Origin of the sequence: Staphylococcus sp. GDY8P119P (assembly GCF_017892075.1) — a bacterium.
GTDB classification, from domain to species: Bacteria; Bacillota; Bacilli; order Staphylococcales; family Staphylococcaceae; genus Staphylococcus; species Staphylococcus ureilyticus.
In genome coordinates, this window is the sequence record NZ_JAESKJ010000006.1 from 834,627 (window position 1) to 857,405 (window position 22,779).

The following is a 22,779-nucleotide window of genomic DNA, read 5'->3' on the forward strand; positions in this document are numbered from 1 at the left end:
TCTATTAGGAGTGATAGAATGAAAATTATACATACAGCTGATTGGCATTTAGGTAGGATTTTGAATGGAAAATCTTTACTGGAAGACCAATCACATATATTAAACCAATTTATAGATAAAATGAACGACGAAAAACCAGACGTAATCGTAATAGCAGGTGATTTATACGATACAAGTTATCCGAACAAAGCAGCAATTCAGTTATTAGAAAATACAATTAATACGTTAAATTTAGAAATGAACATTCCTTTAGTGATTATAAGTGGAAATCACGACAGTAAAGAACGGTTAAATTATGGCTCAAAGTGGTTTGAAAAATCTCAACTTTATATTAGAACCTCATTAGAAGATATGTGTTATCCTATTTCGATTGGAAATATTGATTTTTATACATTACCATTTTCTACTGTGAATGAAACAAGTTATTTTTTTAATGATAAAACGATTGAAACGCATCAACAAGCCGTGAATAAATCAATAGAATTTATAACGCAGAATATAAATGAAAATAAAGTGAATATGCTGGTAGGACATCTCACAGTCCAAGGTGGTATTCGCAGCGAATCTGAAAGAGCATTGACAATTGGCACTGTTGAATCAGTTGCAGAAAATTCATTCCAACAATTTGATGCAGTATTGTTAGGGCATTTACATCATCCATTTAGTATAAATTCGGATGTTATTCATTATAGTGGTTCTTTATTACAATATTCTTTTTCAGAAGCTACACAACCTAAAGGTTATAGGGTAATTGAAGTGATAGATCATAAATTAAAAAATGAATTTAAACCATTAACACCTTTAAGACAATTAGAAGTCATTGAAGGGGACTACGAAGATGCTATCCAAGAAAAATTAGACATAAAAGATAAAAACAATTATTTACATTTTAAACTAAAACACATGTCACATGTTAGTGATCCAATGATGCATTTGAAACAAATTTATCCAAACACGTTGTCACTTACCAATAGTTCGTTTGAATTTAATACCTCGTTACATCATGAAAATATAGAAATACAAAAATTAGATGATAAAACAATCATTAATAAATTTTTTGAAAATATGACGGATGAAACATTAACGAGCGTTCAAAATAATAAAATTGGTAAAGTATTAAATCATTTACTTGAAGGAGATCAGACTAAATGAGACCTTTAACTTTAAAATTAACTAATTTCGGCCCTTTTTTAGATGAAACAATTGATTTTCAACAAGTAAACAATGATCAATTGTTTTTAATTAGCGGAAAAACGGGATCAGGGAAAACGATGATATTTGATGCTATTGTGTTCGCTTTATTTGGTGAAGCATCGACAAAAGATAGAAACGAAGGGGATTTACGTAGTCACTTTGCAGATGCTAAATTACCAATGGTCGTTGAGTTCGAGTTTAAATTGAGAGATAGTATTTATAAAATTAATCGACAAGGTGCATTTGTAAAAGAAGGCAATAAAAATAAAACACTTGGACAACTTTCGATTTATCAACTTGAAGATACATATGAATTACGTGAAAGTAAAGTGAATGCTGGAAATCAATTTATTAGATCGTTACTTGGAGTTAATTCGGAACAGTTTAGACAATTATTTATCCTTCCTCAGGGTGAATTTAAACGTTTCTTATTATCTAAAAGTATAGAAAAACAAGAAATACTAAGAACATTGTTTAATAGTCAAAGATTTGAAGAAATACAAAAATTGTTAAATGATGATGTTAAAGAGGTAAGGGCGAATATTGAAAAGCGATATCATACACTTGAAACGGATTGGATGGATTTGGATACTTTTGATGATAGTGTGTTAAAAGAATATAAAGAAGTTAGTTCAAGACAAACTGATAAAATTAAAGCATTAATACCACAATTCAAAAGTATAGGCGAATCTATTCAAAATGATTTATTAGCAGCTGAAAAAAGAAGTATTGAAAAATTTGAGCAAGCTGAAAATTTATTAAATCGTAATTTAAAACTTCAAGATGCTATGACAAGTCTTGAACAAAATAAGCAAAAGCAAGAAGATTTGTTATCCAATGAAAATCATATAAAAAATCAAATAAAACTATTAAATGAGATCAATGAGGTAAGACCACTTTCTAATTTACTTGATTCAAAAGAGAAACTTTTAAAAAAGCACGAAGAGATAAAAAAAGATAAAACAGAAACAAAAGCAGTCATTTCAAATTTACAAAGACAATTAGAAGACTACGAGCAACAATTTGAAAAACATCAGAAACTATCTGAAACAATAGAGAAATCGAAATCATTTATAGAAAATTCTAAAATATTTTACAATAAATTTGATAAGTATAAAGATATATATCAACAAAGAGAAAATTTAAATTACACATATGTCGAGTTAAAATCAACGTATGAGCAACAAAAACAACTACTTAATCAATATATTGAAAAATTAAATGACAGAGAACCAGATTATAAAAGAAATGAACAACTTAATGAAAAAATACATCAGTTGGATTATGAAATTAAGGTTAACAAACAAAATGAGTTGAATAAAAACGAATATCAAGACTTGCAAAAGCGACAAACTAACATAACAAACCAAACTGAATATATTCAATCTGAAATGCGTACATTAGACGCTAAATATGAAGCAATCGATAAAACTAATATAGATTTAAATAATAAACAAGATATGATATCTAAGTTACAATCAGTGCTAGCTATAGGTGATACTTGCCCGCTTTGTGGCAATGAAATTCATGAAATTGAACATCATATAGATTTTGATGAACTTACCAAAAGACATAGTCAGCTTGATCATATAGAACAACAACGTCTAAAATTAAAAGAGCAAAAAATTAAATATGATAGTGAATGGCATCACATTTCAGAACAGTTACATAGATTTAACTTAGATGATTTAGAAAAAACAAATTATACTGAGCTGGAATTAACTAAAGATAACTTATTAAAAGAAAAAAGATTGCTAGAAGAGGAAAATGAAGTAATTAGAAACCTTCAAGAGAAAATTTTTAATCTAAGGCAGAAAGCACATGAGTTAGAATTGGATTTAAAAACGCAACAATTCAAATTAGATGAAAATACATTGATGATAAATGATTTTGAAAATACAACACAATATACAGACGTGGATAAATTTATTACTGCTTATGACAATTCATTAGTGAAAGTCAATGATTATCAAAAGCAATATGAATGGTTAGTACAGCAACTTCAAGAATCTAAAAACGCATTGTCACTAGAAATGAATAACAAAGCACATCTTGACAATACTGAAGAGAGTTTGCAAAAGGATATTAAAGAAGCGGACCATAAAATCAACAATGAAATGAATAGAATTGGCTTTACATCATTAAAAGATGTAGAACACACGATTAATGAAATTCCTAATAAAACGAAAATAGAAGCAGAAATCAACAAATTTAATCAAGAGAAACAACAATTTGAGATTATCATCAAACAGCTGGAAACAGAAATTAATGACCAAGAATTATGTGATATTAATCAATTAAAAAAAGATTATGAGCAGGAAAAAATACAACTAGATCATGCCAAAGCGATGTTAAGTAAACATAATTATAAACTTGAGTTTAACAACAATAAAATTGATAATATTTATGCTATTATAAATCATTTAGAAAAAGAACTACAAGAACAACAAGAAGTTTTTCAATTAGCAGAAGTTTTATCTGGGAAAAATGAACAAAAATTAACTTTAGAAAATTTTGTTTTAATTTATTATTTAGAACGTATACTTGCGCATGCGAACCAACGCTTATCATTGATGACAGGTGAAAGGTATCAATTAGTTAGAAGGGAACAAACTTCAAAAGGGTATAGTGGCTTAGAAATAGATGTATTTGATTCGCACTCTAATAAGAAAAGACATATTACTTCGTTATCAGGAGGAGAAACCTTCCAGGCATCCTTAGCGCTGGCTTTAGGTCTGAGTGAAGTAGTACAACAGGAATCTGGTGGCATTGCATTAGATTCGATGTTTATAGACGAAGGATTTGGTACTTTAGATCAGGAGACCCTAGAAACTGCTTTGGATACACTACTTAGTTTAAAATCTTCTGGAAGAATGGTTGGAATTATTTCTCATGTTAGTGAATTAAAGCAACGTATTCCACTTATTTTAGAAGTGCAGACAGAACAATACCAAAGTAAAACAAAGTTTATAAAACAATAAAAGCATAAAAGCAGTGAATTACTTTATGAACAGTAATTCACTGTTTTTAATCTTAAAGAAATGGGTATATAAGGGCATTGAAGATGGTTATTTAAATAATTTCATTTTAAAATAAACTTAATGAAAGTTTATACATGGATGATATGTTGATTTAGGTTATAAGTTTAGTTTAATCATCTATTAATAATATGCAAAGGCCTTGTTTTTTATTGAGAATAGCTTAGACAAATAGCGCTAAATTTAAAACTAGGGGTGAAGTATTTGTAACAAAGAGTCTTATTATAAAAAGGAAATAGCAACAAGTTAGCTCGTCTTATGAATTAAAGGTAGAATGTCCAAATAACAAAATAATCCCGTAAATGAATGTCGAAAATTCATTTACGGGATTATAGTTTAAGGAATTTTATCCTAATTTCTTACAAAAATACGAGCGTACTAAATAATATTTCGTGTTAACGTTTATTGTTTGTCACGTAATAAATCACGAATTTCTGTTAATAGTACTGTGTTTTCTTCAATTTCTTCTTCTTCTTGTTTAATCAATGTATTTGCAATTTTAACAAATATAAATAGTGCGAATGCAATAATAATAAAGTCAATAATCGATTGTACAAACATACCATATTTGATACCCATGAAGGACCAACTTTTGGCAAAATCAACGGTACCGAAGATTAAACCGATTAATGGCATGATAATATATGATACCAAAGCTGTTACAATTTTGTTGAAAGCTGCACCCATAACTACAGCTACTGCTAAATCTAAGACATTCCCTTTCAATGCAAAATCTTTAAATTCTTGTAGCATATTATTAACCTCTCTTAATTAAATATATTTAATATAAATGTTATTATACAATATTTATTAAATTATGAAAATACTTTTTAAAAGTGAATTTGATATTAACATAGATGTTTGTTATTCTTATGAATGGTTAAACTAAAAAATAGAAATAAATTTATTTTTGCAAATTTCTATTTAGATTTAAAAATTTAATATGAATATGAAAGGGAGTAATTAATTGTGAATTCTTCTGAAAATCAACCAAACGGTAAGAAGATATCCCCAGTATTTATTTATAGTGCGATTATTGTTGGTATCGTTGTTTTAATCGGGGCAATTGTTCCAGAACAATTTGACAATGTTACTAACACAATTAAGCTATGGATTACAGATAAATTGGGTTGGTATTACTTAATTCTTACAACGTTTATTGTTTTCTTCTGTATTTTCCTAATTTTTAGTCCTATTGGAAAATTAAAGCTCGGTAAACCAAATGATAAACCAGAGTTTAATACGATATCTTGGTTTGCGATGCTATTCAGTGCTGGTATGGGGATAGGACTTGTGTTCTACGGTGCTGCTGAACCTATGGCAGATTTTGCTGCACCGCCAAATGCGGAACCTAAAACTACTGCAGCATATACTGAAGCATTACGTTCTACGTTTTTCCATTGGGGATTCCATGCGTGGTCTATTTATGGTGTGGTTGCATTAGCACTTGCTTACGCTCAGTTTAGAAAAGGAGAACCAGGACTTATCTCAAGAACGTTACGCCCTATCTTAGGCAATAAAGTAGAAGGTCCAATTGGAACGATTATTGACGTGTTAGCAGTATTTGCAACAGTTGTCGGTGTTGCTGTTTCGTTAGGTATGGGTGCACTACAAATCAATGGTGGTTTGAATTACCTATTTGGTGTACCAAATACTATTTGGGTACAAGCAATCATTATTGTGATCGTTACGATTCTATTTATTATGAGTGCATGGTCAGGTTTAAGTAGAGGTATCCAATACTTAAGTAATTTAAATATTAGCTTGGGTGCGGTCTTAATGATTGCAGTTTTAATTATTGGACCAACTGTGTTGATATTAAATATGATGACAAGTTCAACAGGTAGTTTATTAAATTCATTCCTATTTAATACTTTTGATACAGCAGCTCAAAACCCACAAAAACGTGAATGGATGTCTAGCTGGACACTTTACTATTGGGGCTGGTGGTTAAGTTGGAGTCCATTCGTAGGTATCTTTATAGCACGTGTTTCTAAAGGTCGTTCAGTACGTGAATTTATTGCTGGTGTACTTTTAGTACCTGCTTTAGTAAGTTTTGTATGGTTCAGCGTATTTGGTGTATTAGGTATTGAAACTGGTAAGAAAAATCCAGAACTATTTAATATGACTGCTGAAACACAACTATTTGGTGTGTTTAATGAAATACCATTTGGAATTATATTGTCGTTGATAGCACTAGTACTCATTGCATCATTCTTTATTACATCTGCCGACTCTGCAACATTTGTATTAGGTATGCAAACGACATTTGGTTCATTAGAACCTTCAAATGTTGTTAAAGTGACTTGGGGTATTGCTCAGTCATTAATTGCTTTCGTATTACTATTTGCAGGTGGAGGAAATGGTGCAGATGCGTTGAATGCAATTCAAAGTGCTGCGATAATTAGTGCGTTACCATTCTCCTTTGTAGTTATAATGATGATGATTTCTTTCTACAAGGATGCAAATAAGGAACGTAAATTCTTAGGCTTAACTTTAACGCCTAACAAACACAGATTACAAGATTATGTACAATATCAACAAGAAGATTTTGAAGATGATATAATTAATAGAAGAGCGCCGTTAAGAGACGCTGAAAAATCTGAAAAATAGTCTTAAAAACTGAGGGCCAACATAGGCTCTCAGTTTTTTGTTTAGATACTAATTGCTCTAAATTAATGATAATGATTCTCAATTAATAATAATAACTTATTACACGATACACTCGCGATAAGTTTTGCTTATACATACTGATTGTAAATTCAAATCTAAATTATAGAGGTTTATAATGGTAGGTAGTTGTTTTAAGTTACATATAATTATACAATTTAATTAACGGCATATAATTACTAAAATTTTCAAGGGGGATTTATATGGCTTCTAATTTAAAAGAGCAAGCGAAAAAGTCATTCGAGCTAAATGGGAAATCATACACATACTATGATTTAAAAACTTTAGAAGAACAAGGTTTAACAAAGATATCCAAATTACCATATTCGATTAGAGTTTTACTAGAATCTGAATTGAGACAAGAAGATGGATTTGTTATTTCTGAAGAGCACATCAAAGCATTGTCAGAATTCAATAAAGGTACAGAAGGTGAAGTACCTTTCAAACCATCTCGTGTTATTTTACAAGATTTCACTGGTGTACCTGCAGTTGTTGACCTAGCGTCATTACGTAAAGCTATGAATGATGTTGGGGGAGACTTAAACAAAATCAACCCTGAAGTGCCAGTAGATTTAGTTATCGATCACTCAGTTCAAGTAGATAGCTATGCGAATCCAGACGCACTAGAAAGAAATATGAAATTAGAATTTGAAAGAAACTATGAACGTTATCAATTCTTAAATTGGGCTACTAAAGCATTTGATAACTATAGTGCAGTTCCACCAGCAACTGGTATTGTACACCAAGTTAACTTAGAGTACTTAGCAAACGTTGTTCACGCACGTGAAGTAGACGGAGAAACAGTTGCTTTTCCAGATACTTTAGTAGGTACTGACTCACATACAACTATGATTAATGGTCTAGGTGTATTAGGTTGGGGTGTAGGTGGTATTGAAGCCGAAGCTGGTATGCTTGGTCAACCTTCATACTTCCCAATTCCTGAAGTGATTGGTGTTAGATTATCCAATGCGTTACCTCAAGGTGCTACTGCAACGGATTTAGCATTACGTGTAACACAAGAATTACGTAAAAAAGGCGTTGTTGGTAAATTTGTTGAGTTCTTTGGTCCAGGTGTAGAACATCTACCATTAGCAGATAGAGCTACAATTGCAAATATGGCGCCTGAATATGGTGCAACTTGTGGCTTCTTCCCTGTAGATGAAGAATCTTTAAAATATTTACGTTTAACTGGTCGTTCAGACGAACAAATTGAATTAGTTAAAACATATTTAGAAGAAAACAATATGTTCTTTACTGCTGATAAAGATGAACCAGATTATACAGACGTTGTTGAATTAGACTTAGCTACAGTTGAAGCTTCACTTTCAGGTCCGAAACGTCCACAAGATTTAATCTTCTTAAGTGATATGAAAGAAGAATTTGAAAAATCTGTTACTGCACCAGCTGGTAACCAAGGTCATGGTTTTGATGAGAGTGAATTTGATAAAACAGCAACAATTGAATTTAAAGATGGATCTAAAACACAAATGACTACAGGTGACCTTGCTATTGCAGCAATTACATCTTGTACAAATACGTCAAATCCATATGTTATGTTAGGTGCCGGTTTGGTAGCTAAGAATGCAGTAGAAAAAGGCTTGAAAGTACCTGAATATGTTAAAACATCGTTAGCGCCAGGTTCTAAAGTTGTTACTGGTTATTTAAGAGATTCTGGTCTGCAAGAATATTTAGATGACTTAGGATTTAATTTAGTAGGTTATGGTTGTACGACATGTATCGGTAACTCAGGCCCATTATTAGAAGAAATCGAAAAAGCGATTGCTGAAGAAGATTTACTTGTGACTTCTGTTTTATCAGGTAACCGTAACTTTGAAGGACGTATTCATCCATTAGTAAAAGCGAACTATTTAGCATCACCTCAATTAGTAGTTGCATACGCACTTGCAGGTACAGTCGATATTGATTTACAAAATGAACCTTTAGGTAAAGGTAAAAATGGAGAAGATATCTACTTGAAAGATATTTGGCCAACAATTAAAGAAGTCGCAGATACTGTAGACAGTGTTGTTACTCCTGAATTGTTTAAAGAAGAATATGAAACTGTTTATAATAATAATGAAATGTGGAATGAAATCGATGTAACAGACCAACCGTTATATGATTTCGATCCAGAGTCAACTTATATTCAAAATCCATCATTCTTCCAAAACTTATCTAAAGAACCTGATGATATTAAATCATTAAATAATTTACGTATTATGGGTAAATTTGGAGATTCAGTTACGACTGACCATATTTCTCCAGCAGGTGCTATCGGTAAAGATACACCAGCAGGTAAATATTTATTAGATCATGACGTACCTATTCGTCAATTTAACTCTTATGGTTCTCGTCGTGGTAACCATGAGGTAATGGTTCGTGGTACTTTTGCTAATATTCGTATTAAAAACCAATTAGCGCCAGGTACAGAAGGTGGTTTCACAACTTATTGGCCTACTGGTGAACAAATGCCTATATATGATGCAGCGATGAAATATAAAGAAGATGGCACTGGTTTAGTAGTATTAGCTGGTAATGATTACGGAATGGGCTCTTCTCGTGACTGGGCAGCTAAAGGTACAAATTTACTAGGTGTTAAAACTGTAATCGCTCAGAGTTATGAACGTATTCACCGTTCTAACTTAGTTATGATGGGTGTGTTACCTTTACAGTTTAAAGATGGCGAATCTGCTGATAGTTTAGGCTTAGATGGTACAGAAACGATTTCAGTAGATATCGATGAAAGTGTAAAACCACATGATTTAGTAAAAGTAACTGCTGAAAAAGAGAATGGAGAAGTTATTGACTTCGAAGCAGTTGCACGTTTCGACTCACATGTAGAAATTGATTACTATCGTAATGGCGGTATTTTACAATTAGTATTAAGAAATAAACTAGCAAATTAACTGTTCATTATGAATATAGTTAAGGCTGAGACAATATTTTGTGTCTCAGCCTTTATTTTAATTTGCGAACGTTGAATAGATTTTTTAAACGTTAGCGTTTTATCTTTAGCTCGGTGAGTCTATAATCAACGAATTTTAAAATGTGATTTCTGCCTTGCATTCTTTTTTATGTTAATATTTATATATAAGTACTACGAACAATTGAAAAGAGGACGTTTATAATGATTTATAGTATTACAGAAATTCCTTCACGTTATGCAGAAACAGATCAAATGGGTGTGATTTATCACGGTAATTATCCAACATGGTTTGAGGTTGCACGTACAGATTATATATCAAAATTAGGTTTTAGCTATAAAGCTATGGAAGAATCTGGTATTATTTCACCGGTTACAGATTTAGATATTAAGTATATAAAAACAATACAGTATCCTGAAACTGTGAAAATTAAGACATGGGTTGAAAAATATACGCGTTTAAGATCAATTTATCGTTATGAAGTATATAACGAAGTAGGTGATTTAGCGACTACTGGTTCAACTGTTTTGACTTGTATTAGAAAGGATAACTTTAAGCCTATTAGATTGGATAGATATTTTCCTGAATGGCATGCAATGTATGCCGATGTAGATAAAAGAAATCAAGCAGGAGAAACATTTGAAGTGAAAAATGGCATACTTTAATATAATAGTTGTAGTTAAATGTATAAATGCATAATTAAGTGTATGCGTATGTATTTATATACAATGATTGATTTGCAATGTGTTTTTGAAATGTACACAAGATTATCAAAATGATAAATAAAAAGAGCCTGGAATGGAACCAGGCTCTTTTTAAGTATATATTTATATATGAATGATCAATTATGTTATGTGAATTGAGTTCTAATATTATTTAGCAGAATATGAAATTTCATCGACACTATCATTGACGTCTATGAATAAATCATGGTCTTCAAAATACCATAAGTCTTTTTCTGCAATTACTACATCTAAGCCGTCAAAATGATTTTCGTAACCAATTTCTACATCATCTTTTTGATCAACACTGAATGCAGGGCTAAATCCTTGTTTTAATTGGAATTCTCCACCATAGCGAACGAAAAATTGTAAGACTTTGTTATCTTCAGGTAAATCAAGTTCATCTTTAAACCAAGATACAGCGTTATCTGAAAGTTTTATATCCATAATAAAAGTCCCCTCTCATTTCACAAGTTTAAAACTTGTGACCATTGGTTACTAATTTTTAAATTAGTACTATATCTATTACCCAAATTTGAGTAACAATAAAAGTAGTATAACATAATTAAGTATAATTTTCTTTAAATTCAAATTGTTCAATATGTTTTAGGGTGAGGGCAAAGAATTTTTAAAAATGTTGTGAATTAGTGTGACATAATTAAGAGTAATATAATATTCTGAAGTGTATATTGTTGTTTTAATGAATAAAAAAATAGTGAAACAGAAGTCTGTGTTAAAGATTTCTGTTTCACTATGTTGGGAAACTAGCTAATAAACAAGTTTTTGTGTTGTCGTTTTCTATTAGCCAAATATTCGTTTCTACTTTTCAATAGTTGAGACATAAGAATATCTCAGACTGAGCAATGTTTGCTATTTTTTTATTGACTGCTAATGACTTTTGTAATAGTTACATCCATTTAATTTTTGGCTCTTCGCCTTTAAAAATCCTCACGATATTTGTTCGATGTCTAAATATTAATAAGACGCCTACACCGAAACTCACGACTAATAAGATATAATCACGAATTAACAGCGCACCGATAACACAACAGATTGATGCTATGATACTCGAAAGTGATACATACTTTGTTAAATAAAGTATGCCAAAGAAAATCGCTGCTAAAATGAGTAATAGTAGAGGATTGATTCCAAGTATCACACCTGCACTTGTGGCAACTGCTTTTCCACCTTTAAATCCAAGGTAAATTGGATACACATGACCTAGAATTGCAAATGCACCTACGATGAGTCCATTTGTGAAAAATGTACTAATAGCACCATCTGCATGTACTGGTAACCAAAGTGGTAAGAATACAACAATAAATCCTTTAAATATATCTAAAAATGTAACTAGGAATCCTGCAGGTTTACCTAACACTCTAAAACTATTTGTTGCTCCTGTATTCCCACTACCAAATTGTCTAATATCTTTTTTGAAAAATAATTTACCTATTACATAGCCACTTGGGAAAGCACCAATGAGATAACTTAAAATTAACATGATTATTATCATCACCATACATAATCCACATCCTTTAATGACATTAAAATTATTTTACCACATATGACCACGGTTAGACGAACAAAAATTTATAACTGTAGTAAAACACGGTTCAAATATAATTTGATACTTGCAATTTATCAAGATTTATATAAGAATAACTAATGTATAGTTTTAAAAACGAACGTACGTTTGTAGGAGGGCGAAACGATTGGCAATGAACAAACAAAATAATTATTCGGATGATTCCATTCAGGTTTTGGAAGGGCTAGAAGCCGTTAGAAAAAGACCTGGTATGTATATTGGTTCTACCGATAAAAGAGGATTACATCATTTAGTGTATGAAGTTGTCGATAATTCCGTCGATGAAGTATTAAACGGCTTTGGTAATGAAATAGCAGTTACAATAAATAAAGATGAAAGTATTACTATAGAAGATGATGGACGTGGGATGCCGACTGGTATTCATACATCGGGCAAACCAACTGTTCAAGTAATATTTACAGTACTTCATGCAGGCGGTAAATTTGGACAAGGTGGATATAAAACTTCAGGAGGTTTACATGGTGTAGGTGCATCAGTCGTAAACGCATTAAGTGAATGGTTAGAAGTAGAAATTTACAGAGATGGCGCTATTTATAAACAACGATTCAGTCAAGGTGGTATACCAGCTACAGGCCTAGAAAAACTAGGGAAAACTAAAAAAACAGGTACTAAAGTTACCTTTAAACCAGATGCTGAAATTTTCAAATCAGCAACCTCTTTTAACTATGACGTGCTAAGCGAACGTTTACAAGAATCAGCATTTTTGCTTAAAAATCTTAGAATTACGCTTAAGGATTTAAGATCTGGTAAAGAAAGAGAAGATGTATTCCATTATGAAGATGGCATTAAAGAATTTGTAAGTTATGTAAATGAAGGTAAAGAAGTGTTACATGATGTAGCAAATTTTGTTGGAACTGCTAATGGAATAGAAGTAGAGGTCGCATTTCAATATAATGATCAATATTCGGAGAGTATCTTAAGTTTTGTCAATAATGTACGTACTAAAGATGGCGGTACGCATGAAGTTGGCTTTAAAACAGCCATGACGAGAGTATTTAATGACTATGCTAGACGTATTAATGAATTGAAAGAAAAAGATAAGAATCTAGATGGTAATGATATACGTGAAGGTTTGACAGCGATTATTTCTATTCGTATTCCAGAAGAATTATTACAATTTGAAGGACAAACTAAGTCTAAGTTAGGCACGCCTGAAGCGAGAAGTGCAGTAGATTCTGTTGTATCTGAAAAATTACCTTATTATTTAGAAGAAAAAGGACAATTGTCAAAAGCACTCGTTAAAAAAGCATTAAAAGCCCAGCAAGCAAGAGAGGCAGCACGTAAAGCAAGAGAAGATGCACGATCTGGTAAGAAAAATAAACGAAAAGATACGTTGTTATCAGGAAAATTAACACCTGCACAAAGTAAGAATACAGAGAAAAAAGAACTGTATTTAGTTGAGGGTGATTCAGCTGGCGGTTCTGCAAAATTGGGACGTGACCGCAAATATCAAGCGATTTTACCATTAAGAGGTAAAGTTATAAACACTGAAAAAGCACGTTTAGAAGATATTTTTAAAAATGAAGAGATTAACACGATTATCCACACAATAGGTGCAGGTGTAGGTAATGAATTTAAATTAGAAGATAGCAATTATAACCGCGTCATTATAATGACAGATGCTGATACTGATGGTGCGCACATTCAAGTGCTTTTACTAACATTTTTCTTTAAATATATGAAACCTTTAGTAGAAGCAGGAAGAGTATTTATAGCCTTACCGCCATTATACAAACTGGAAAAAGGTAAAGGTGCTTCTAAGAAAATAGAATATGCATGGACAGATGAAGAATTAGAAAAATTACAAAAAAAATTAGGTAAAGGATTTAGTTTACAGCGCTATAAAGGTTTAGGTGAAATGAACGCTGATCAATTATGGGAAACAACGATGAACCCAGATACAAGAACGTTGATTCGAGTACAAGTTGATGATGAGTTACGTTCATCGAAACGCGTAACAACTTTAATGGGAGACAAAGTAGCTCCTAGACGTGAGTGGATTGAAAACCACGTTGAATTTGGTCTTCAAGAAGATCAAAGTATTCTGGATAATAATGAAATTCAAATACTAGAACAGGATTATTCTGATGAGGAGGAAATGAATTGAGTGAAATAATTCAAGATTTGTCGCTGGAAGATGTTATTGGCGACCGATTTGGTAGATATAGTAAATACATCATTCAAGAGCGTGCATTACCAGATGTTCGTGATGGGCTTAAACCTGTTCAAAGACGTATTTTATACGCTATGTATGCTAGTGGTAATACATTTGATAAAAATTTCCGTAAAAGTGCAAAAACAGTCGGTGATGTCATCGGACAATATCATCCGCATGGTGATTCATCTGTATATGATGCGATGGTTCGATTAAGTCAGGACTGGAAATTGCGACATGTTTTGATAGAAATGCAAGGTAATAATGGTAGTATCGATAACGATCCAGCAGCAGCTATGCGTTATACAGAAGCGAAATTAAGCAGAATTTCAGAAGAGCTATTAAGAGATATTAATAAAGAAACAGTGCCATTTATGCCTAACTACGATGATACGACAATGGAACCTATGGTTTTACCAGCTAGACTGCCACATTTGTTAATTAATGGAAGTACAGGCATATCTTCAGGTTATGCTACGGATATACCACCGCATAATCTCGCTGAAGTTATTCAAGCAACATTGAAGTATATAGATAACCCAAATATCACAGTAAGCCAGTTGATGAAGTATATCAAAGGTCCCGATTTTCCTACTGGTGGTATTATTCAAGGAATAGACGGTATTAAGAAAGCGTATGAAACCGGAAAAGGTAAAATTGTTGTGCGCTCTAAAGTTGATATTGAAGAATTAAGAAATGGTAGAAAAGAACTCATCGTTACTGAATTACCTTATGAAGTTAATAAGAGTGCACTTGTTAAAAAGATGGATGAACTGCGAGCAGATAAAAAAGTAGATGGTATTGTAGAAGTACGTGATGAAACTGACCGTACAGGGTTACGTATTGCCATCGAATTAAAGAAAGATGTTAATAGCGAAGCGGTTGCTAATTATTTATATAAAAATACAGACTTACAAGTGGCATATAATTTTAATATGGTAGCAATAAGTGATGGTCGACCGCTTCTTATGGGTATTCGTCAATTTATAGACAGTTATCTCAATCATCAAATTGATGTAGTTACAAAGCGTACACGTTTTGAATTGGATAATGCAGAGAGTAGAATGCATATAGTAGAAGGTCTCATGAAGGCTTTGTCAATTTTAGATGAAGTTATTAAGCTCATTAGAAATTCAAAAAATAAAAAAGATGCTAAAGATAATTTAGTTTCTGAGTTTGATTTTACAGAAGCACAAGCTGAGGCGATAGTTACGTTGCAGTTATATCGTCTGACAAATACAGATATTGTACAACTACAAGAAGAACATGATGAATTAAAAGCTAAAATTGCACATTTAAAAAATATATTAGATAATCATGATGCTTTGTTAAATGTTATCAAGGAAGAATTGAGCGAAATTAAAAATAAATATAAACAACAACGTTTATCTTCTATAGAAGCTGAAATCAGTGAAATTAAGATTGATAAAGAAGTTATGGTGCCAAGTGAAAATGTGATTATGAGTATTACGAAACATGGTTACATTAAACGAACATCGTTACGTAGCTTTAATGCAAGTGGTGTAGAAGAGCTAGGTGTGAAAGATGGCGATGCAATGCTCAAATACCAAGAAGTCAATACATTAGACACAGCATTAGTATTTACGAATAAAGGCAGACATCTTTATATTCCAGTTCATAAACTTTCAGAGATTAAGTGGAAAGATTTAGGACAGCATGTATCACAGATTGTACCCATTGATGAAGGCGAGCATGTTATCGATGTTTACTGTGAAAATGATTTTAGACCAGACGCATTTTATATTTTAGCTACGCGCAATGGCATGATTAAGAAAAGCAATGTCTCTATGTTTAAAACATCAAGATATAACAAACCACTTGTTTCTATGAAACTAAAAGATAATGATGAAGTGATAAATGTAATGAGATTAGATGAACCTCAAGCGATTACCGTGCTAACACACAAAGGTATGTCATTAACTTACAGTAGTGAAGAGTTATCAGATACAGGACTTAGAGCCGCTGGTGTTAAATCGATTAATCTTAAAAGTGAAGACTTTGTTGTCTTAACCCAAATCGTTAATGAAAAAAATACGATCTTGATGGCAACACAACGAGGTTCATTAAAACGCATAGGATTCAATATTTTACAAAATGCCAAACGTGCACAACGTGGTATTACTTTATTAAAAGAGCTTAAAAAATCACCGCATCGCATCGTAGCAGCTAACGTTGTGCAGCCAGATCATACGATTTATACAATATATTCAAAACAACATGAAGAAAGTGGCAATATTAAAGATATTCATTTATCAGAACAATATACTAATGGCAGCTTTGTAGTAGATGTTAAAGAGTTTGGCGACGTTGTTAGTATGATTGTTAAATAACTTTAATTTTAAAATTTTGTTAGTAAATACAACAATATAATGATAAAATACCTATAAGGTGTAACAAAAATGAAGCAAGAGATTTATAGTAATGTGAAAAAGTTTAGTGCAAGGCGTAATGTTTTATACTGAACTGATTCATTCATTTTCATGTCTACATAAGCATTGAATTTTGTTTATAAACATGAATGCGACTATAAATCTCTTGATTTTACTATGAAAATTAAATTGTATAGATGAGAGGGATTAAATTGAGCAATTTTGATAGTTTGATTCCGGATTGGTTCAAAGCATTTGTTCAAGTCGGGAATGATTTAATCTGGTCACAATACTTAATTGGACTATTAATCACAGCAGGTATATTTTTTACTATTGGATCTAAGTTCGTACAATTAAGATGGATACCGGAAATGTTTCGAGCAATTGGAGAAAAACCTGAAACATTAGAAAATGGTAAAAAAGGTATTTCACCATTCCAAGCATTCGCGATTAGTGCAGGTTCTCGTGTTGGTACAGGTAATATAGCCGGTGTTGCGACAGCAATTGTATTAGGCGGTCCTGGTGCAGTATTCTGGATGTGGATTATTGCTTTTATCGGAGCAGCCAGTGCATTTATTGAAGCAACGCTTGCACAAGTGTACAAGGTACCCGATGAAGAAGGTGGCTATCGTGGAGGACCAGCTTATTACATAACTAAGGGACTCAATCAAAAATGGTTAGGCATTGTGTTTGCGGTGCTAATCACAGTGACATTTGCATTTGTTTTTAATACAGTACAATCAAACACGATAGCTGAATCATTAAAAACGCAATATAATGTAAGTCCTATTATAACGGGCGTAATCTTAGCTATTATTACTGCTATTATTATATTTGGTGGGGTAAGAAGTATTGCAACATTATCTTCGATTATTGTGCCTGTGATGGCAATTATATATATAGGATTAGTTGCTGTAATATTAATATTTAACTATAATCAAATCATACCGATGATTGCAACTATAATTAAAAATGCATTTGGATTTGAACAAGCAACAGGAGGTGCGATTGGAGCAGCCGTTCTGCAAGGTATAAAACGTGGCTTGTTCTCAAACGAAGCTGGTATGGGTTCTGCGCCAAATGCTGCTGCTACTGCTGCAGCGCCACATCCAGTTAAACAAGGTTTAATCCAATCATTGGGCGTATTTTTTGATACGATGCTAGTATGTACGGCAACGGCGATCATGATTTTATTATATACAGGATTAGAATTTGGAGAGAATGCAGCACAAGGCGTTGCAGTTACACAATCTGCCTTAAATGAACACTTAGGTAGCGCAGGTGGTATTTTCTTAACGATTGCTATCACTTTATTTGCATTTTCTTCGGTTATTGGTAATTACTACTATGGTCAATCGAACATGGAATTTTTATGGGAAAATAAAACAGTATTATTTATTTTCAGATGTTTAGTTGTTGTACTTGTCTTCGTCGGTGCTGTTGTGAAAACTGAAACGGTATGGAGTACAGCAGATGTGTTTATGGGTCTAATGGCCATCGTCAACTTAGTTGCTATTATTGGTTTATCTAACATTGCTTTTGCAGTTATGAATGATTACCAACGTCAACGTAAAGCTGGCAAAAAACCTGTATTTAAACCTGAAGAGTTAGAAATTAACTTGTTTGGTATTGAGAGTTGGGGAATGAAGAAGAAGTAATTGTATTTAAACATTAATGCAAAGATTTGAATTTTCTTCAACATCATTATCATAGTTTCTTTAATAATAATTCATATATAAGCAGTAATATAAAATGGATGATAAACATTTGATTTTATATTACTGCTTTTTAATATACATTTTTATATTTTAGTATAATATACTTATATCGTATTAATACATATTGTTCGTTGCTATTATTATGGATGTTTAGTTAATTTTTAATAAAACATGGCAAAATATATGTTTGGTAAATGGTCATTGTGTTATGATTAACATTAGTTATTTTAAATATTGAACGTTATGTATTGTATTACAAAGGTGCATTATTTTTTGGCTATGCGCTAAATAAGCAATATATTTTGAAAAATAAGGTTTGGTGATGTTATGTCAAATGAAGATAATTTAAAAAAAGAAACGACATCTAAGAAAAATAGATTAAAACTAAGTTTCCCTGAAACACGCTTTATGAAATTTTTAGGTGGCAAAGATTTAGTTTTTGCTTTGCTCATATTAATATTTATTGGCTGTGCTATTTTTATATTCGATCAAGTTTCTTATATTTTTAAACCATTTATAATTGTTTTTAATACAATTGTAGCACCGATTATTGTATCGATTATATTATATTATCTATTTAACCCATTAGTTAATTTGATGGAACGGTATAATATTTCAAGACTTTGGGGTGTAATCATATTATTCTTAGTCATTATTGGTGTTATTGCGCTAGCAATTAATTTATTAATACCTGTAATTGGTGCTCAGTTTAAAAGTTTTGGAAATAACTTCCCGTACTATGTAGATAAGGTTAATAAATTTATAGATAGTGTAACGAAATACTCTTTAATTTCTAATTTTTATGGTCAAATTCAAGATCAATTAGATTCATTGGCGAAAAAATTACCTTCAATGGTGTCTGATTACTTTAATGGTTTTGGTTCTAAAGTTAAAAATTTTGCTGAAGCATTAGTGAATGTTGGCGTGGTAATTGCTACAACACCATTTGTTTTATTCTTTATGTTAAAAGATGGGCACCGTTTCAAAGAGTTTTCAACAAACTTAATGCCCCCTAAATTTAGAAAAGACTTTCATGATTTATTAGATAAAATGAGTCTACAAGTTGGTTCTTATATCCAAGGACAAATTATTGTATCGTTCTGTATTGGTATATTATTATTTATCGGATATAGTATCATCGGTTTAGACTACAGTTTAATTTTAGCTTCGATCGCTGCAGTTACTAGTGTTGTTCCATATATTGGTCCAACGATTGCGATATCACCAGCAATTATTATTGCTTTAATTACTTCACCAATTATGTTGTTGAAGTTAGTGATAGTTTGGACGGCTGTTCAATTTATTGAAGGGCATTTTATTTCTCCAAATATCATGGGTAAAACATTGAAAATTCACCCACTTACAATTATATTCATCTTATTAAGTGCAGGTAATTTATTAGGTGTTGTCGGTGTCATTTTAGGTATTCCTGCTTATGCAATATTGAAAGTACTAGTTTCGCATTTATATACAATGTACAAACGTCGTTATAACAAATATTATGGTGATGATGCAGGAGAATATGAAATTACTTCTGATGAAGAAATTCGTAAAAGTTAAATTATAAATAATGTACGACAGAGGCTGGGACAAATTAATTGTCTCAGCCTCTTATCATAACTGAAGTGGAATGACACGTTGTTAAGTGAAATGATATATTAAGATACTTTTTATTGTTGTGCGTATAAAATGAAAGTATGTGTATATTTTTTTGTAACTGAGTGTGTGGTCTAACAATATTGTAATATTTAACTCGTATAAAAATTATTTATAAAAAATAAAAATTGTGCTATATTTTAAATGTTATATGAATATAGAAAAGTGATGTGAACACATGTCAAAGAAGCTAGGAAATAAATTATTAACGATAATAAAAGTTTTATTTGCAATTTCATTATTTATATTTGTTGTTTTTACTTTATATAAAGAACTAGCAAATATAAATTTAAAAGAAACGATTCATTCTATAAAAGATATTAATAGTGTATGGTTGGTTGTGCTTTTTTTGAGTGGTGGTCTAGCCATACTGGTATTATCAATGTATGATGTGATTTTAGCTAAAGTTTTACACTTGAAGATATCTTTAGTTAAAACCGTACGTATAGGATATATTGTAAATGCTTTGAACGCAGTATTGGGCTTTGGAGGATTCATAGGAGCGAGCGTAAGATTTTTATTATATAAAGATACTACAGAAGATAAAAAGGCATTACTGCATACTATTTCTATTGTTTTAATCTCCATGTTGACGGGTTTAAGTATGCTTTCTATTTTAGTAGTATTTCATGTGTTTGATGTTAGACATGTATTTAGTCCGTTCCCTTGGGTTAGATGGTTAATGTATGTTGTTGCGTTGTTTTTGCCTATTTTTATTTTTATTACAATTTGGAAACCAGTAAATAAAGAAAGTAAATTGACTGGAATTTATTGCACCATTGTTTCTAGTATTGAATGGATGATTGCTGCTGCAGTATTATATATGGCATTATTAATTGTTGGTATACAGGTGCATTTCTCTGTATTTATGGGAATATTTATCATTGGTGCATTATCAGGGTTAATCAGTTTTATTCCTGGAGGATTTGGTACATTTGATTTGGTACTATTACTAGGATTGAAAAGTTTAAATATTCCAGAAGAAAAAATTGTTTTAGCTTTATTGCTCTACAGGTTTGCTTATTACTTATTTCCTGTTTTAATTGCCCTTATTCTCTCAACGTTTGAATTTAGAAATACGGCAAAACGTTATTTGGATGATTCTAAAATTATGATACCTGTGAAAGATATGTCATCACTTTTAGCATCTTATCAAAAAGATATCTTAACTAGGATACCAGCATTTTCCATTGCATTGTTACTTTTATTTACGAGTGCTTTATTTTTCTTTAATAACATTACAATAATTTATGATGGGTTATATAGTAATAACCATGCGTTTTATTATATTATCGCTTCTATTCATACATGTGCATGTCTATTACTATTATTAAATGTGATAGGTGTATATCATTTATCTAGGAGAGCACTTTTGTTTGCAATTTGTTCAATCATTATCATATTTAGTGTCACTGTTTATACTTATCCTTCTTTGGTACTTTTAGGTTGGTTAATTACTATGTTTGTAATGCTCGCTGTATTTTATAGAAGTGCACGTGTCATAAAGCGTCCGTTTAGATATACGAAACTATTGTCTAGTGTAATTATTGGGGCTCTTGTGTTATTCATTAATCATGTGTTTATAAAAAATACATTTTACACTTTAGATATTTATCATATAGAAGTAGATACGTCTCTTTTAAGATATTATTTTTGGTTCACGATTATTACAGTAGCAATTATAGTCAGTATTGTTGTGTGGTGGTTTGAAGCAAGATTCAAATCTGCAGGCAGTGGTCAAAAACTAGAACAATGTGAAACGATTATTCAGAAATTTGGGGGAAATCATTTAAGTCATCTCATATACAGTGGTGATAAGAAGTTTTTCTTTAATGAACAACAAGACGCATTTGTGATGTATCGTTATAAGGGGAATGCATATATTGTTTTAGGTGACCCCATTGGAAATAGTGCTTCGTTCCATGAGTTGCTCGAAAGATTTTATAATGAAGCTCAATATTTAGGTTACGACATTATTTTCTATCAAGTCACTGATAAATATATGTCAATTTATCATGATTTTGGAAATCAGTTTTTTAAATTAGGCGAAGAAGCCATTATTGATTTATCAACTTTCACTACTTCAGGTAAAAAGAAGCGTGGTTTACGTGCTACTTTAAATAAGTTAGATGATTTGGGGTGTACTTTTGAGATATTAGAACCTCCTTTTTCAAAAAACGTTTTTGATGAATTAAAACAAATAAGCGATGATTGGTTATCAGGCTCTACAGAAATGCAATTTTCAGTAGGACATTTTAGTGAACATTATATATCGAAGGCGCCGATCGGAGTTATTAAAGATAAAGAGAATGCTATAATTGGTTTTTGTACATTTATGCCTGTTAATGATAATTCAACTGTGTCTATTGATTTAATACGTTGGAAATCGGATACCTCCTTACCTCTGATGGATAGTTTATATCTTCATATGCTGTTATGGGCTAAGGCAAATGAGTATCAATACTTTAATATGGGCATGGCTACACTGTCCAATGTGGGTAAAGTACCTTTTTCTTTTTATAGAGAAAGACTTGCAGGTAGAGTATTTGAGCATTTCAATGGATTATATAGATTTCAAGGATTAAGACGTTATAAAGAAAAGTTTAATCCCAATTGGCAGCCAAGGTTCTTAGTGTATCGTAAAGATAACTCATTATGGGTAAGTATGACAAAAGTCATGCGTGTAATTAGAAAGAAATAATAAAA

General features: G+C 31.5%; 13 protein-coding genes. 10 read left to right on the plus strand and 3 right to left on the minus strand.

Features of this window, described 5'->3' with window-relative positions:
- The first annotated feature begins 18 nt into the window (after positions 1-18).
- Together sbcD and sbcC are read left to right on the plus strand one after the other, a co-directional pair.
- Positions 19-1,152: an exonuclease subunit SbcD gene (gene sbcD, locus KA830_RS08120; RefSeq protein WP_064209000.1), complete on the plus strand. Its 1,134-nt coding sequence runs from the start codon at positions 19-21 to the stop codon at positions 1,150-1,152.
- Positions 1,149-4,175 (plus strand): exonuclease subunit SbcC, encoded by a 3,027-nt coding sequence (sbcC, locus tag KA830_RS08125; protein ID WP_204180047.1) that lies wholly within the window; start codon positions 1,149-1,151, stop codon positions 4,173-4,175. Before sbcD ends, sbcC begins: the two co-directional genes overlap by 4 nt.
- 459 nt (positions 4,176-4,634) lie before the next feature.
- On the opposite strand, the gene mscL is transcribed toward sbcC, so the two are convergent.
- Entirely contained in the window at positions 4,635-4,985 is a 351-nt protein-coding gene (mscL, locus tag KA830_RS08130) for a large conductance mechanosensitive channel protein MscL (protein WP_046208558.1), read from the minus strand.
- A 216-nt stretch (positions 4,986-5,201) separates the two neighbouring features.
- Here mscL and KA830_RS08135 point away from each other — a divergent pair, with 216 nt between their 5' ends.
- From KA830_RS08135 to menI, 3 genes are all read left to right on the plus strand, one after another.
- The gene (locus KA830_RS08135) at positions 5,202-6,845 is read left to right on the plus strand and encodes a BCCT family transporter (protein WP_371090931.1); all 1,644 of its coding nucleotides are present in this window, start codon (positions 5,202-5,204) and stop codon (positions 6,843-6,845) included.
- 260 nt (positions 6,846-7,105) lie between these two features.
- The gene (gene acnA, locus KA830_RS08140) at positions 7,106-9,808 is read left to right on the plus strand and encodes an aconitate hydratase AcnA (protein WP_046208556.1); all 2,703 of its coding nucleotides are present in this window, start codon (positions 7,106-7,108) and stop codon (positions 9,806-9,808) included.
- Positions 9,809-10,029: 221 nt separating this feature from the next.
- On the plus strand, positions 10,030-10,491 hold the full coding sequence (gene menI / locus KA830_RS08145; RefSeq protein ID WP_046208555.1) for a 1,4-dihydroxy-2-naphthoyl-CoA hydrolase MenI: 462 nt from the start codon (positions 10,030-10,032) through the stop codon (positions 10,489-10,491).
- A gap of 207 nt (positions 10,492-10,698) precedes the next feature.
- On the opposite strand, the gene KA830_RS08150 is transcribed toward menI, so the two are convergent.
- Together KA830_RS08150 and plsY are read right to left on the minus strand one after the other, a co-directional pair.
- A complete protein-coding gene (locus KA830_RS08150) occupies positions 10,699-10,995 on the minus strand; it encodes a HesB/YadR/YfhF family protein (RefSeq protein ID WP_046208554.1) in 297 nt (98 codons plus the stop codon).
- 460 nt (positions 10,996-11,455) lie between these two features.
- A complete protein-coding gene (gene plsY, locus KA830_RS08155; RefSeq protein ID WP_046208729.1) occupies positions 11,456-12,064 on the minus strand; it encodes a glycerol-3-phosphate 1-O-acyltransferase PlsY in 609 nt (202 codons plus the stop codon).
- 202 nt (positions 12,065-12,266) lie between these two features.
- Here plsY and parE point away from each other — a divergent pair, with 202 nt between their 5' ends.
- From parE to mprF, 5 genes are all read left to right on the plus strand, one after another.
- A complete protein-coding gene (gene parE, locus KA830_RS08160) occupies positions 12,267-14,261 on the plus strand; it encodes a DNA topoisomerase IV subunit B (RefSeq protein ID WP_164987281.1) in 1,995 nt (664 codons plus the stop codon).
- A complete protein-coding gene (gene parC, locus KA830_RS08165; RefSeq protein ID WP_210134176.1) occupies positions 14,258-16,660 on the plus strand; it encodes a DNA topoisomerase IV subunit A in 2,403 nt (800 codons plus the stop codon). The genes parE and parC overlap by 4 nt, the downstream gene beginning before the upstream one ends.
- A 251-nt stretch (positions 16,661-16,911) precedes the next feature.
- Positions 16,912-18,357, plus strand: coding sequence for a glutamine transporter AlsT (alsT, locus tag KA830_RS08170; protein ID WP_145381774.1), 1,446 nt, complete (start codon positions 16,912-16,914; stop codon positions 18,355-18,357).
- 387 nt (positions 18,358-18,744) lie between these two features.
- Positions 18,745-19,977 (plus strand): AI-2E family transporter, encoded by a 1,233-nt coding sequence (locus tag KA830_RS08175; protein WP_204180045.1) that lies wholly within the window; start codon positions 18,745-18,747, stop codon positions 19,975-19,977.
- 274 nt (positions 19,978-20,251) lie between these two features.
- On the plus strand, positions 20,252-22,774 hold the full coding sequence (gene mprF, locus KA830_RS08180; protein ID WP_210123859.1) for a bifunctional lysylphosphatidylglycerol flippase/synthetase MprF: 2,523 nt from the start codon (positions 20,252-20,254) through the stop codon (positions 22,772-22,774).
- Positions 22,775-22,779 lie beyond the last annotated feature (5 nt).